The sequence below is a fragment of the Fictibacillus phosphorivorans genome (genome assembly GCF_001629705.1).
In the GTDB taxonomy this organism is placed as follows: Bacteria; Bacillota; Bacilli; order Bacillales; family Fictibacillaceae; genus Fictibacillus; species Fictibacillus phosphorivorans_A.
This window is the reverse complement of sequence record NZ_CP015378.1, coordinates 1,610,258-1,625,520: the sequence shown is the minus strand read 5'-3', so window position 1 is coordinate 1,625,520 and position 15,263 is coordinate 1,610,258. Positions and strand designations below refer to the sequence as shown.

At 41.2% G+C, this 15,263-nt stretch carries 11 protein-coding genes; 1 reads left to right on the top strand and 10 read right to left on the bottom strand.

Annotated elements, in window-relative coordinates; genetic code table 11:
• Nucleotides 1-272 precede the first annotated feature (272 nt).
• Nucleotides 273-2,945 (bottom strand): calcium-translocating P-type ATPase, SERCA-type, encoded by a 2,673-nt coding sequence (locus tag ABE65_RS08330; protein ID WP_066393530.1) that lies wholly within the window; start codon nucleotides 2,943-2,945, stop codon nucleotides 273-275.
• Between the two features lie 97 nt (nucleotides 2,946-3,042).
• Between ABE65_RS08330 and ABE65_RS08325 the strand changes: the two genes are divergently transcribed.
• Nucleotides 3,043-4,752 carry an Rqc2 family fibronectin-binding protein gene (locus ABE65_RS08325; RefSeq protein ID WP_066393524.1) on the top strand — a complete coding sequence of 570 codons (1,710 nt, stop codon included), beginning with the start codon at nucleotides 3,043-3,045 and terminating at the stop codon, nucleotides 4,750-4,752.
• Nucleotides 4,753-5,065: 313 nt separating this feature from the next.
• On the opposite strand, the gene ABE65_RS08320 is transcribed toward ABE65_RS08325, so the two are convergent.
• The 9 genes from ABE65_RS08320 to ABE65_RS08280 are packed head-to-tail and all read right to left on the bottom strand — an operon-like array spanning nucleotide 5,066 to nucleotide 15,253.
• Nucleotides 5,066-5,725 carry a class I SAM-dependent methyltransferase gene (locus ABE65_RS08320; RefSeq protein WP_231887897.1) on the bottom strand — a complete coding sequence of 220 codons (660 nt, stop codon included), beginning with the start codon at nucleotides 5,723-5,725 and terminating at the stop codon, nucleotides 5,066-5,068.
• Between the two features lie 31 nt (nucleotides 5,726-5,756).
• Nucleotides 5,757-6,395, bottom strand: coding sequence for an orotate phosphoribosyltransferase (pyrE, locus tag ABE65_RS08315; RefSeq protein WP_066393518.1), 639 nt, complete (start codon nucleotides 6,393-6,395; stop codon nucleotides 5,757-5,759).
• On the bottom strand, nucleotides 6,364-7,098 hold the full coding sequence (gene pyrF / locus ABE65_RS08310; protein WP_066393516.1) for an orotidine-5'-phosphate decarboxylase: 735 nt from the start codon (nucleotides 7,096-7,098) through the stop codon (nucleotides 6,364-6,366). The genes pyrE and pyrF overlap by 32 nt, the downstream gene beginning before the upstream one ends.
• Nucleotides 7,071-8,009, bottom strand: a complete 939-nt coding sequence (locus ABE65_RS08305) for a dihydroorotate dehydrogenase (RefSeq protein ID WP_066393514.1) — start codon at nucleotides 8,007-8,009, stop codon at nucleotides 7,071-7,073. The genes pyrF and ABE65_RS08305 overlap by 28 nt, the downstream gene beginning before the upstream one ends.
• Nucleotides 8,006-8,776, bottom strand: coding sequence for a dihydroorotate dehydrogenase electron transfer subunit (locus ABE65_RS08300; protein ID WP_066393511.1), 771 nt, complete (start codon nucleotides 8,774-8,776; stop codon nucleotides 8,006-8,008). The genes ABE65_RS08305 and ABE65_RS08300 overlap by 4 nt, the downstream gene beginning before the upstream one ends.
• Nucleotides 8,773-11,979, bottom strand: coding sequence for a carbamoyl-phosphate synthase large subunit (carB, locus tag ABE65_RS08295; RefSeq protein ID WP_066393508.1), 3,207 nt, complete (start codon nucleotides 11,977-11,979; stop codon nucleotides 8,773-8,775). The genes ABE65_RS08300 and carB overlap by 4 nt, the downstream gene beginning before the upstream one ends.
• Nucleotides 11,972-13,069, bottom strand: coding sequence for a carbamoyl phosphate synthase small subunit (locus tag ABE65_RS08290; protein ID WP_066393506.1), 1,098 nt, complete (start codon nucleotides 13,067-13,069; stop codon nucleotides 11,972-11,974). The genes carB and ABE65_RS08290 overlap by 8 nt, the downstream gene beginning before the upstream one ends.
• Nucleotides 13,066-14,358, bottom strand: a complete 1,293-nt coding sequence (locus ABE65_RS08285) for a dihydroorotase (protein ID WP_066393504.1) — start codon at nucleotides 14,356-14,358, stop codon at nucleotides 13,066-13,068. Before ABE65_RS08285 ends, ABE65_RS08290 begins: the two co-directional genes overlap by 4 nt.
• Nucleotides 14,333-15,253, bottom strand: a complete 921-nt coding sequence (locus ABE65_RS08280; protein WP_066393502.1) for an aspartate carbamoyltransferase catalytic subunit — start codon at nucleotides 15,251-15,253, stop codon at nucleotides 14,333-14,335. Before ABE65_RS08280 ends, ABE65_RS08285 begins: the two co-directional genes overlap by 26 nt.
• Between the last annotated feature and the right edge of the window lie 10 nt (nucleotides 15,254-15,263).

Sequence of the window (15,263 nt, the reverse complement as noted above, 5' to 3'; positions counted from 1 at the left end):
GAATCGCTCATAAAAGTCTAGAATCGCTCATAAAAGTCTAGAATCGCTCATAAAAGTCTAGAATCGCTCATAAAAGTCTAGAATCGCTCATAAAAGTCTAGAATCGCTCATAAAAGTCTAGAATCGCTCATAAAAGTCTAGAATCGCTCATAAAAGTCTAGAATCGCTCGTCCAGCGTGCTTCACAGCCGCTGGACGAGCACTTAATACTCACTTGTTCCTAAAAAATAATAGAAGCTGGTACCCGAACATATGGGAACCAGCTTTATTTGTTTATCTTGTTTCTTTTTTAAACAACTGAAAACCTGCTAGAGCAAATGTTGGAATAGAAGCCATACCAAGAACAAGTAGCCATTGTCTTATAGAAAGCGGCACCGTATGGAATATATCTTGCAAAGGTTCTACGTACATAACGACTAGTAACAATAGAATAGATGAAATAACCGCCAAGACTAAGTAACCATTCTGAAACGGATTTCGATGAAAAACAGAGCGCTCACTTCTGCAATCAAACACGTGGATCAGCTGTGCCATAACAAGTGTTGCAAAGGCTACGGATTGCGCGACGATCAGTTGATCTGGATTTTCTTTTAATGTAACCCAGAACGCAAGTATTGTTGCTCCACCGATTAAAAATCCCCTTGAAACGATCTTCCACCCTAATCCTCTAGAGAAGACTCCTTCTTTTGCTTGCCTAGGTTTTCTTCTCATTACGTCTTCCTCTGCCTGATCAACACCTAGTGCCATTGCCGGCAAACCATCTGTAACCAAGTTAACCCAAAGAATTTGAATCGGAACTAAAGGAAGTGGTAATCCCATGATCATCGCAAATAGCATAACCAAGATCTCACCAACATTGGATGCTAGAAGATACCGAATAAACTTTCTTATATTTTCATAGATGTTTCTTCCTTCTTCAATCGCCGAACGAATCGTAGCAAAATTGTCATCACCAAGTACAAGAGAGGATGCTTCTTTCGCAACGTCGGTTCCGGTTATACCCATTGCAATACCGATATTTGCAGACTTGATCGCTGGCGCATCATTTACGCCATCACCTGTCATTGCTACAACGTGACCTCTTCGCTGAAGAGACTTTACGATTTTTAACTTGTGCTCTGGAGAAACCCGAGCGTAAACGTACACATCTTCTGAAACTTTGTCCAATTCATCATCGCTTAATTGTGCAAGCTCAGCACCTTCCATCACTCTTCCACCAGTAGGCAGCATGTTTAATTTTTTTGCGATACTCGCTGCAGTTACTACGTGATCTCCCGTTATCATCACCGTTTTGATGCCAGCAGTCTGGCAATCTCTAATACTTTGTTCAACTTCAGGGCGTGGCGGGTCCATCATTCCCTGTAATCCGATAAATGTAAGACTTCTTTCTGCAAAAGAAGCTTGTGAGTAGTGCTCGCCGTCTTTTAAAGGTCGGATCGCAACTGCAATCGTACGCAATGCCTGGCTGCCGAGAGCATAGATCGCTTCTTTTATTCTTTCTTTATGAGCTTGTTTGATCAACTGTTTCTTATCATCCCACACAATATAATCACTTTTCTCAAGAAGGACATCTGGTGCTCCTTTAACTACGAGCATCTGATTCCCTTCTGTATCTCTTACAACAACGCTCATCATCTTACGTGTAGAGTCGAATGGAAACTCATGCTGAATCGAAAATTGTTCACTCAATGATTCTTTCGTGATTCCTGCTTTATAAGCACTAACAAGTAATGCGGTTTCGGTCGGATCACCAACTTCTAATAACGAGCCTTTCTTCCCTTCTTCTATCGTGGCATTGTTACAAAGAGCTGCATATGCCAATACTTCTGTGAGTTTATCTTCTCGTTTATTGTTTTCTTGAATACCGCCACCAATTACTTCAAAGCCTTCTTCATTTACACTCCACTGTCTGCCTTGAGACCAGATACGTGTAACCGTCATCTTATTTTGAGTGAGTGTGCCCGTTTTATCAGAGCAGATGACAGTTGCACATCCTAATGTTTCTACAGACGGCAGCTTCCGAACAATCGCTCGTTTTCGGATCATTTTTTGAACACCTAACGCTAGTGCAATCGTAACGATAGCTGGAAGTCCTTCCGGAATGGCAGCAACAGCTAGGGACACACCTGCTAAGATCATGCTATAGAGATCATGTCCTTGCATAACACCTGCTAATACAACCAACACCGTTAACAATAACGCGAGAACAATCAAAATTTTTCCAAGCTGTTCAAGTTTCATCTGTAGAGGCGTTGCCATATTTTCAGCTGTTTGTATTAAATGCGCGATCTTGCCCATCTCCGTTTTCATACCTGTTGCTACAACTATACCTTGTCCTGTTCCTCTAGTGACCATCGTGCCCATGAACGCCATGTTCTCTTGATCACCGAGGTTTAAGTCTTCATTAGAAATGATGTTGTTGTGTTTTTGTGCAGGAACAGACTCACCCGTTAGAGCTGATTCCTCGATCTGTAATCCTGATGTTTTTAGAAGTCTAATATCTGCTCCCACACGATCGCCACTTTTTACTTTTATTACATCGCCTGTAACGACGTCTTTTGCAGCGATAGATACCCATCTGCCTTCTCTTAGCACCTGCGCACTGGGTGCTGAAAGTTCTTTAAGAGAAGCTAAGGATTTCTCGGCTTTTCGCTCTTGTATAAACCCTAGAACACCGTTCATCACCACGATTAATATGATGGCGATCGCGTCTAAATATTCTCCTAAGAAACCGGATAACAATGTAGCCGCTAAGAGGACCAGGACCATGAAGTCTTTGAATTGTGCAAGGAACATCAAAATGGCAGACTGCTTCTTTCCTTCTTCTAGCTGATTCGGTCCATCTAACTTTAACCTTCGTTCTTGCTCACTTTTTGAGAGCCCTTCTTCCATCCTGCTGTTAAGAATGGATTCAATTTCGTCTTGCGGCAGCTGGTACCAATTCATAGCTTCCACCTCTGATAAGATTAGTTAATAGCATTTATATGCAGGCATGTCCGCAAAAATGCTATACTATGAATCAGAAATAAGAGGTGACCATAACATGAGTTTTGACGGAATAATGACACGTGCCATAACAACTGAATTACAAAACACACTTACTTCAGGACGCATCTCCAAAGTTTATCAGCCACATAAGACAGATCTTGTATTTACAATCCGAGCAAACGGAAAAAATCATAAACTGTTATTATCAGCAAATCCTTCTTTTGCAAGAGTGCATCTTACTGAACATACGTATGAGAATCCAGATACTCCTCCTATGTTCTGTATGCTTCTTAGAAAACATTTAGAAGGCGCATTTATTGAAAAAATCGAACAGCTCGATCTTGAGAGAATCATAACGATCACGGTTAAAAATAGAGATGAAATCGGGGACGAAACGACAAAAGTACTTTATATAGAAATCATGGGAAGACACAGCAACATTATTCTTGTCGACCAAAAATCGCAGAGAATCGTTGACAGTATCAAGCACATTCCTAGTTTTCAAAATAGACACCGAACCATTCTGCCAGGGTTTGAGTACATCATGCCTCCAGCACAAGAAAAAACAGATCCTTTTACAGTGACAAATACGGATGAATTTGTTTCAAAGATTTCTTGGAACGAAGGAAAACTGGATAAGCAACTCGTATCCAGGTTCAGCGGATTCTCTCCTCTAATCGCAAAAGAAATCGTGCACAGAGCAGGACTTTCCGTTAAGAACGAAGTGGCGGACGTCTTTTTCAGTGTGATGAAGCAGTTATCAGCTCAAGAATATGAACCTCAAATGATTGTAAACGATAAGAAAGAGTATTTCTCAGTTCTTTCCCTGCATCATGTGACGGGTGAGAGCCGATCATTTGATACAGTCAGTCATATGCTCGATCGGTATTTTTATGGAAAAGCGGATCGTGATCGAATCAAACAACAAGCAAACGATCTTGAGAAATATCTTTCGAACGAATATGACAAGATTAAGAAAAAGATAGGAAAATTAGAAAAAGAACTTGAACAAACTCATAATGCCGAGGAGTATCAACGAAAGGGTGAACTTCTCACCGCTTATATGTATTTGGCTAAAAAGGGCGATCATGAAGTTGAGGTAGAAGATTACTTCACTGAAGATCAACCACTTGTGAAAATTACACTTGATCCACTTAAATCACCTGCTGATAATGCGCAAAGCTATTTTAAAAAATATGCGAAACTAAAAAAATCGGTTTCTATTATTAAAGATCAGATCGAAAAAGCAAAGAATGAACTGCTCTATTTTGAACGTCTGATCGTTCAGATGGATTCAGCATCCATGAAAGATGTTGAAGAAATTAGAGAAGAGCTCGGTGAAGGCGGGTATTTAAAACATAGACAAAGCAAGAACAAAAAGAAACAAAACAAGACGCCTCAGCCTGAAAAGTTTACATCTACTGACGGAACAGAAATCTTAGTCGGTAAGAACAATAAACAGAACGACTATCTGACCTTTAAGTTATCAAGAGCAAATGAGACATGGCTTCATACGAAGGACATTCCAGGTTCTCATGTTTTGATCCGTTCGTCGAGTCCGAGTGAAACAGCTATTAAAGAAGCAGCTGTTTTGGCAGGGTTTTTCAGTAAAGCAAAAAATTCGAGTTCGGTTCCAGTTGACTTTACGTTAGTAAAACATGTGAAGAAGCCTAATGGGGCAAAGCCTGGATTTGTTATTTATGATAATCAGCAGACGCTTTTCGTGACACCGGATGAAGATCTTGTTTTCCGGTTAAAAAAGTAAGCGATCTTGTAAGGCTTTGTAGAATTAGACAGTGGTTGATTTACGCTAAAGAATCCGAGATTGGACAGATTAATTGCTGAATTGGACAGATTAAATTTAAGATTGGACAGATTGTGGCCCCAATCGGACAAATTATATAAGCAATTGGACAGATTCCCCACTCAATTGGACAGATTCTTATTTTTGAAGGTCATTTAGGGCGGTTAAATCATACGTTCTCCCTACTGTTGCACCTGTATAGGGCCATTTCAAAGATACTAAGGGCTTGGATGCTTACGGAAGTCCAAATTAAAAACGCAGATCAGCTTAACTTTTAGCTGTTCTGCGCTTTTTTTGCTTTACTGATAATGGCTAAGCCACCTAACACTTCATGATGTTGAACCTCAGTAAATTTTAGGTTGTGGAGTAATTCTGTCATTTCATCTGTTGAATAGCGATGTCTTCTCGTACTCACATTAGACCATTTTAAAAGTGCTGTCCGTTCGAACCCTGAAATGTCATGCTCCTTTGCGTAAGAAACAGCGTTTTCTTGACTCATTTTTCCGCTTGGGTTCAACATGACGATTTGACCATCATCTTTTAGAACACGATGAACCTCGCTGATACCTTTAGCTGGACCAGGCAATAAAAACATCACACAAGTTGATAGAGCAAGATGAAACGACTGATCCCCAAAAGGAAGATTTTCTGCATCCGCAACAATAAACTCACTCTTGCCACTTAACTCATGATAAAAGAACTGCTGAATGCTAGCCTTGACCATCTCTGAAGACAGATCCACGCCGACAAGCCTATTTGCTTCCTCAGCTCCACGCAACAGCAATCTTCCCGTTCCGCATCCCACATCTAGAACGTCTTTTTCAATCCATGACCCTGTTACTTCTTTTAAACGATCATGAACTTTTTTCAGCCAAGTCGTCCTTGCCATGCTGTCAAAAAAGGAAACAAGTTCATCAAATTCTTCACCGTTCATTTTTCTCAAGATGTATTCTCCTTACGTAACACTATTTGGAAAAAGAGGCAGCTCCCCAATGTTCTGGATCTTGTTGCCATTCTTTTAACAAAGAAAGCCCTTGGTCACTTATCTTTCCGCTTTCTTGTGCTTCCTCTATTAATGTACTAAAGTTTGTTACGGTTTGAAAAGGAATATCCAACTCACCAAGTGCTATATCTGCCTTTTTCAAACCATAACTAAAGATGGCTACAACACCGAGTACTTCGATTCCTGCTTCACGAAGAGCAAGTACCGATTGAATCGAACTTTTGCCAGTTGAGATCAGATCTTCAACGACTACTGCCTTCTTGCTTTTATTCGTTAACCCTTCAATCTGATTCGTTTTCCCATGAGCTTTTGCACTCGACCGTACGTAACACATCGGTAAATTCATCTGATCAGCTACAAAAGCAGCATGAGGAATACCTGCTGTTGCGGTTCCAGCGATAAGATCAGCTTCTGGGTAATGCATCTCTATTAACGCGGATAGCTCTCCTGCTACTTGTTTACGAATCTCTGGATACGCAATTATTAAACGGTTATCGCAATAAATGGGAGACTTCATTCCAGAAGACCATGTGTATGGATTTTCTGGTGAAAGAGTTACAGCCTCAATGTTAAGCAAATGTTGGGAAGTTGTTGTTTTCATGACTATCTCTCCATTCATTTAATATTTCAGAATACGTTGTAACGGGTGTTTCTGATTGAGTGATACTTCTGCCGATCACCATATAATCCGAACCTTTTAACGCTGCTTCTTTTGGTGTCGCAACTCGAGCTTGGTCATGTGTATCAGCGCCGCTCGGACGAATGCCAGGCGTCACAGTCAAAAAGGCCTTTCCACAAACTTCCTTAATCTTCATAGCTTCTTGGACAGAACAAACGACACCATCTAATCCTGCTTTTTTAGCAAGATCTGAATAATGAGTTACACAGTCTTTCATATCCACATTCTTGATCAAGAGTTCTTCGTTCAATACCTTTTCTGTTGTACTTGTAAGCTGGGTGACCGCAATCAATTTTGTATGGTTGGCACCTGCTGCCAATAGACCTTCTTTTGCAGCTCTCATCATTTGAATTCCGCCTGCTGCATGAACATTCACCATGTCAATGTTCAGTCCACCTAGGACCTTCATGGCTTTATGAACAGTAGTCGGAATATCATGTAGTTTTAAATCTAAGAAGATGCGAAAGTTTTTTTCTTTTAGCCATTTGATAAAAGAAGGTCCTTCCGCATAAAAAAGCTCCATACCAACTTTCACATAAGGAGACTGTCCTTCAAAGCTTGATAAAAAGGATTTAGCTTGATCTGCATTCTTGAAATCTAACGCGATGATAACGGGGTTTTCCATTGCTTTGTACTCCTTCCTGTCATCTCACTAATATTTTCTACACCAATTTCATCTAACAGCTTAGGAAGTTGCTCGATGATTTCAGGACAAACATAAGGATTTACAAAGTTTGCAGTACCGACTGCAACAGCTGATGCACCAGCAGACATCATTTCAAGAACATCCTCAGCTGTACTAACTCCACCCATACCGATAATCGGAAGCGATATCTTTTGACTTACTTCATAGATCATCCGAATGGCTACAGGTTTGATGGCTGGCCCTGAAAGTCCGCCCGTCTTATTTGCCAATATTGGATGACCTGTTCTCCAATCGAGCTTCATACCAACTAGTGTATTGATCATCGAAAGACCATCAGCGCCTGCTTCTTCTACTGCTTGTGCCATCTCAACAATGTTAGAGATATTGGGCGAAAGCTTCACATAAACGGGTTTTTCAGATACGGCTTTCACTTTTCTTGTCAGATCTGCTGCAGATTTGTAATGTGTGCCAAATTGAATTCCGCCTTCTTTCACGTTTGGACACGAAATATTGAGCTCTACTGCAGACACTTGAGGCGAGGAGGAGATCTGCCTTGTCACTTCGATATACTCTTCTTCTGTTGAACCCGCAATATTCGCTAAGATCGGGATATTAAAAGGTTCCAACACTGGAATTTCATTCTCTAGAATTTTCTGTACGCCTGGGTTCTGAAGCCCTATAGCATTTAGCATTCCGCTCTCTGTTTCAGCCACTCGAGGGGTAGGATTGCCAAAACGTCCTTCAAGAGTAGCTGCTTTTATCGTAATACCTCCAAGTACACTTAAGTCATACCACTTGGCATACTCTTTTCCGAATCCAAAACAGCCTGATGCAGGAAGAATAGGGTTTTTCATATTTAATCCTGGTAATGAAACATGCAACCTACTCATAGTACAACCTCCCCCATCTTAAACACCGGTCCATCACTACAAATTTTTACATATCCTGATTCTCTCGTATCTGTTGGACATACACAGGCAAAACATGCTCCGATTCCACAACCCATCCGTTCTTCTAATGAGAGATATCCTCGAAGGCCGCCTGCTCTTTCTTCTACCGCTTTTAGCATGATTGCTGGTCCGACAGAGTAGATGACGGGTTCATCTTTCATAACGTCCATCATCGCGTCTGTTACAAAACCTTTTATCCCAAGTGATCCATCAACAGTTGTCACGATGGTTTCACCGATCTCATTAAACTTTTCAATGTAAAAGCTGTCTTCAATCGATTGATAACCTAGAATAAATGTAACTTCTATTCCTTTACTCTTGAGATGTTTGCCAAGGTAATACAGGGGCGGCACACCGATCCCTCCGCCGATGAGTAGCGCCTTTCTGTTAGGATCATTTTCAGCGAGTTCAAACCCGTTACCTAGCGGACCTAATACATCTACCACTTCACCCATTGTTTTATGACTGAGCTGTTTCGTACCTTCTCCTTGTGCACGATACAAGAGTGTTACTTCTTTGCGATCGAGATCTACATCACAGATCGAAAGTGGTCGGCGTAATAGTTTTGAAGAATGATTTCCTACAGAGACATGGAGAAACTGACCAGGTGTAGTCATAGTACCTACACCAGGGCCAGTCAGTTTCATCTCAAATATGTTTCTCGCGATCTCTATGTTAGATGCAACGTTCAATAAATGCTTTTTCATACGAGCACCTTATCTTTTTTAGTGAATGCTGACAGAGCGTGTGCTGAGAAAGAGATAGACTCAAGCACTTCTAATAAAGCGACTGAAGTATCTAAGTTAGTCAAGCATACCACTCCGTTCTCTGCGCATTCTCTTCGAATTCGGAATCCGTCTCTTGCCGGAATCTTTCCTTTTGTTAATGTGTTCACTACAAATTGTGCTTCACCTTTACGGATCACATCTAGGAGATTTCTTCCTTCTGATCCGATCTTACCAACAACATCAACTGGGATTCCTTCTTGTTCAATGATGTTTGCCGTTCCTTCTGTTGCCATAATCGTATAACCGATCTCGTAAAACCTCTTCACCATCTCTAGCGCTTCTTCTTTATCTTTATCTGCTACTGTAAAGAGTACCGTACCGTGTGTTGGAATTTTCATACCTGAAGCGATCAAACCCTTATAAAGTGCTTTTTGAAGGTTCTTATCTCTTCCCATCACTTCACCCGTTGATTTCATCTCAGGTCCTAAATACGTATCCACTCGACGTAGTTTAGCGAACGAGAACACAGGAACCTTTACTGAAACCTCATCTGCTTCTTTCTGATAACCCGTTTCGTATCCTTGACTTACTAGATCTTCACCTAGAATGACTTTCGTAGCAACGTTCGCCATCGGGACACCTGTGATCTTACTTAAGAATGGTACTGTACGGCTTGAGCGGGGATTTACTTCAAGTACATACACTTCATTCTTGTGCCAAACGAACTGGATGTTCAAAAGCCCGATGATTTTTAAACCTTTTGCGATTGAAATTGTTCTGTCAATGATCTTCTGCTTGATCTCTTCAGGCAGCGTTTGAGGAGGATAAACGGCTATTGAGTCTCCAGAGTGAACACCTGCACGCTCAATATGCTCCATCATTCCAGGAATAAATACATCTTTACCGTCTGAGATCGCATCTACTTCGATCTCTTTTCCTTCAAGATATCGATCGACTAATACCGGGTGATCCGGATTTACTTTAGCTGCGTTCTCCATATACTGAAGAAGTTCACTTTCTTGGTATACGATCTCCATGGCTCTTCCACCAAGCACGTATGATGGACGAACGAGGACAGGATAACCGATTGAATTAGCGATGGTCACAGCATCCTTAACGGAGAACGCCGTTTTTCCAGCCGGTTGCGGAATCTCTAGTTGTTTCATCACTTGTTCAAATCGCTCTCTGTCTTCAGCTAAGTCCATGCTGTCTAGTGATGTACCGAGAATCTTAATTCCTCTTCTTTCAAGCTCTTCTGATAAGTTGATCGCTGTTTGTCCACCAAATTGTACGATAACTCCTTCTGGCTTCTCATGATCGATTACATGCATCACGTCTTCTACCGTCAGCGGTTCAAAATAAAGCTTGTCTGACATGCTAAAGTCTGTAGAAACCGTTTCTGGATTGTTATTGATGATAATCGCTTCATACCCAGCTTCTTGAATGGCCCACACTGTATGCACGGTCGCATAATCAAACTCAATACCTTGCCCGATTCTGATCGGACCAGATCCTAAAACGACCACACTCTTTTTATCTGTTATGATCGATTCATCTTCTTCCGCATACGTTCCGTAATAATAAGGTGTAGCTGACTCAAACTCAGCAGCACACGTATCTACCATTTTGAAAACAGGCTTAATCCTCTCGTTCAAACGGAATTGATACAGATCATACTCGTCCATTTCCCAGGCTTCTGCAATCCAACGATCGCTGAATCCTTTTTCTTTTGCTTTCTTTAAAATGACTGAATCTTTCTTACGTTCTTTTACTCGTTTCTCTAAAAGAATGATGCCGTGAAGCTTTTCTAAGAAGAAATAGTCAATCTTTGTCCATTCGTGTATCTGTTCTACTGTAATTCCCATTCTTAGGGCTTCAGCGATGTAGAACAGTCTTTCATCATCAGCTCTCAAGATTTTTTCTTGTACTTCAGATTCTGTTAAGTTTTTCTCTTTCACATCAAGATGGAAAGCCGAAATTTCAAGAGATCGTACCGCTTTTAAAAGGGACTCTTCGAAGTTACGCCCGATCGCCATCACTTCTCCCGTAGCTTTCATCTGAGTACCAAGCTTACGGTTCGCTCCTTCGAACTTATCAAACGGCCATCTTGGAATCTTTGAAACGATATAATCTAGTGCTGGTTCAAAACATGCATAAGTAGTTCCAGTCACTGGGTTTTTGATCTCATCGAGTGTGTAACCTACTGCGATTTTTGCTGCTAGCTTCGCGATCGGATATCCTGTCGCTTTAGACGCAAGAGCAGATGAACGGCTAACACGCGGGTTTACTTCGATCACATAATATTGTGAGCTTTCAGGATCTAGAGCGAGCTGTACGTTACAACCACCTTCAATTTTTAGCGCTCTAATAATTCTTAAAGAGGCGTTTCGTAAAAGCTGATAGTCTCTATCTGTAAGTGTTTGGCTTGGTGCTACGACGATGGAATCACCCGTGTGAATTCCTACCGGGTCGATGTTTTCCATGTTACACACAACGATTGCCGTATCGTTCTTATCTCGCATCACTTCATATTCGATCTCTTTGAATCCTGCGATACTTTTTTCGATCAATACTTGTCCTACTGGACTCGCGTGTAAGCCAGATGGTGTGATCTCTAAGAACTCTTCTTCATTTGTTACGATTCCGCCACCTGTCCCACCAAGTGTAAACGCAGGACGTATGATTACCGGATAGCCGTTCTCGTTAACGAATGCTCTTGCTTCTTCCATATTATGAACGATTGCACTTTCAGGAACTGGCTCGTTCAACTCTCTCATCAATTCTCTAAATAAATCACGATCTTCAGCTTGTTGAATCGAAGGAAGTTTAGTACCTAATAGTTCCACGTTGTATTCTTCTAGAACGCCTGAGTTAAAAAGTTCAACAGCTAGATTTAGACCTGTCTGTCCACCTAATGTTGCTAACAGTCCATCTGGACGTTCTTGACGTATGATGCGAGATACAAACTCAAGAGTTAAAGGTTCGATATACACTTTATCTGCCATATTAGGATCTGTCATGATCGTCGCAGGATTAGAGTTTACAAGTACAACTTCATACCCTTCTTCTTTTAAAGCTTGGCAAGCCTGTGTCCCTGCATAATCAAATTCTGCAGCTTGTCCAATTACGATTGGTCCAGAACCAATCACTAGAATTTTACGGATGTCATGTCGTTTAGGCATATTGCATCAAACCTTCTTTCTTCGTTGTTTTTATCATGTTCATGAAGTCATCAAAGATCGGATTCGAGTCTTGTGGTCCAGGTGAAGCTTCTGGATGATATTGAATCGAAAACGCTGGTTTTACTTTATGTTTCAACCCTTCCACCGTTCCATCGTTAACAGCTTTGTGTGTTAGAACGAGCTCTGAATTTTGTAGAGATGCTTCTGTTACGGCATAACCATGGTTTTGAGAAGTGAGCGCAATTTTTCCAGTCTCAAGGTCTTTTACTGGATGGTTCGATCCTCGGTGTCCAAACTTCAACTTTTCAGTATCAGCACCACAAGCAAGAGCTAACAGTTGATGACCTAAGCAGATTCCTAAGATCGGGATGTTATTTTTTAAAAGCTCTTGAATCATCGTAATTGCTGAGTGAACATCTTTTGGATCTCCAGGTCCGTTGCTCAAGAGCACACCATCAGGCTGAAGACGGATAATATCTGCTGCAGATGTGTTGTGTGGAACAACGATCACATCACATAATCTTCTCGACAACTCGCGTAACATTCCGCTTTTTACCCCAAAATCTACGACTACTACTCTATGACCACTGTTTGGTAAGTGATATGGTGTTTTTGTTGATACTTTTGTCACTTGATTCGTTATTCGCTCTTCGGCATTCAAGTTCTTTATTATTTCTTCAGCATTTTCAATAGAATTTGTCATTCTGCCTTTTAACGTTCCGTGCTGTCGGATTTTTCTTGTAAGTTTACGTGTATCAATACCATATAAACCAGGAATATCTTTCGCTGTCAGCCAGCTGCTTAGTGATTGCATGCCTTCATGATGGTTTGGAAACTCAGCATGTTCATTCACAATGATTCCACTCGTTGCGGGACGGATCGATTCATAATCTGAACGGTTGATTCCATAATTTCCTACTAATGGATACGTGAAGCAGATAATCTGGTCACAGTATGATGGATCTGTCATCACTTCTTGATATCCTGTCATACTTGTTGTGAATACTACCTCACCACTTGATTCACGTTGTGAACCAAAAGCCAATCCGTTAAAAATCGTTCCATCTTCTAAAATTAAGTAGCGTTTCATACTAAGCTCTCCTCTCGTTGATAAACAAGTTTTCCATCAAATATGGTCGCAACCGGCCAACCGATACAGTTCCAGCCGTCAAACGGTGTATTCTTTCCTTTAGATACAAAATCCTTAGCATGGATTGTTTCTTCTTTTTCTAGGTCGATGATTGTAAGATCTGCAAGTGAACCTTCTTCAAGTGTGCCATATGGCAGATTAAAGCTTTCAGAAGGCTTCTTCGTCATCTTATCTACAAGTTCTTGCAGCGTGAATAGCTTCTTTTTCACAACTAGCTCTGTATATAGCAGAGGAAAAGCTGTTTCAAGACCTACGATTCCAAAAGGTGCAAGTTCAACATTCTGTGCTTTCTCTTCTGCACTGTGTGGAGCATGATCCGTTGCGATGAAATCAAGCGTGCCATCTTTTAGTCCCTCAATTAAAGCCTCTCGATCAGCTTCACTTCTTAAAGGCGGGTTCATTTTATAATGTGTATCGTTCTTCTTAATGTCTTTATCACTTAAGATCAAATGATGTGGTGTAACTTCTGCAGTCACTTTAATTCCTGCAGATTTCGCATCTCGTATGACTCGGACAGACTCTTTCGTACTCACGTGACAAACATGATATCTAGCATCTGCTGCTTCTGCGAGTAGCACATCACGTGCGATGTGAACAGATTCACTAACAGATGGAATTCCCGGCAAATTTTCCTTCTTTGTAAACTCACCTTCATGGAAAGCTCCTCCTTTAGGAAGGAGGGTGTTGTCTTCACAATGTGCTACGATGACAGCTCCATAGCGATTTGCTTCCTTCATCGCGTTAAGCATCATACCCGCTGATTGGACTCCTACACCATCATCGGTAAAAGCGAATGCGCCACCCGCTAGGAGCGTTTCAAAGTCGGTCAGCTCACTTCCGATCTGCCTTGTTGTGATCGATGCGTAAGGAAGTACTCTGCAGTTTGCTGTGTCACTGATCTTACTTTGTACGAGCGCTAAAGTTTCTTTGCTATCTGGTACAGGTCTCGTGTTTGGCATCGCAGCAAGTGTTGTATATCCACCTTTTATGGCTGCTTTTGTACCTGATGCGATCGTCTCTTTATGTTCGCCACCTGGTTCTCTTAAGTGAACATGAAGATCTACAAATCCCGGTGTTACTAATTTTCCTGCTACATCTAGCACTTCATGATTCTTAGTCGCAATATCTTTCTCTACCTTTTGGATTTTGTTATCTACAATTAAGATATCTGTTTGCACAAGATTGTTGTTTCCGTCTAGGATTCTAGCGTTTTTTAATAAGTAGCTCATCGTTAATAGCCTCCTGATTCGTATTCAATGCCCATCTCAATACCGCCATTCGGATAAACACACCATTCTGTACTTGCTTAAATATTCTGGAGCGTTCACACTCTACAAGTTCATCTGCTAGTTCTACTCCTCGATTTACAGGTGCTGGGTGCATGATAATGCTGTGTGCTTTCATCCTTTTTTCACGTTCAACCGTTAATCCATAATGCAGATGGTAATCTTCTTTCGAGAGACGCATAGATGCGCTATGTCTTTCGTGTTGTATTCTGAGCATCATAAGAGCATCAGCTTGTTGGATTGCCTCATCTATTGGGATGAAGTCTTCTTTCCATTCATCTACGAACCATTCTTCTGGTCCAGAAAATAATACTCTTGCTCCCATTTTTCGAAGAACTTCTGCGTTCGAGCGAGCTACACGGCTATGTAGAATGTCCCCAACGATTACAACCGTTAATCCCTGTAGTACGATAAACTCTTGTTGAATCGTTAGTAGGTCTAACAAAGATTGAGTCGGGTGATTGCCACAGCCATCGCCAGCGTTTATGATCGGCACATTTATTTTTTCAGCTAAGCCATCGAAATAGCGATCTTCAGGATGCCTGATAACAAAGGCTTCCACGCCTATTTCCTCTAGCGTTCGTAACGTATCGTAAAGTGTCTCTCCTTTTTGTACAGAGGAACCGTTCACTTCTACGTTTATAGGTTTCATGCCAAGTCTGTGTTCTGCAGCTTCAAAGCTGAACCTTGTTCTCGTACTTGGCTCAAAAAATAAATTCGCGATCAACTTTTGTTGAAAGATCTCATCTTGCTTTCCGCTTTTAAACTCTTCTGCTTTTCTCAATATAAAATGAATGTCTTCAATCGATAACTCATTCATTGTTAGTAGATGGTTCATCCTTATCTCT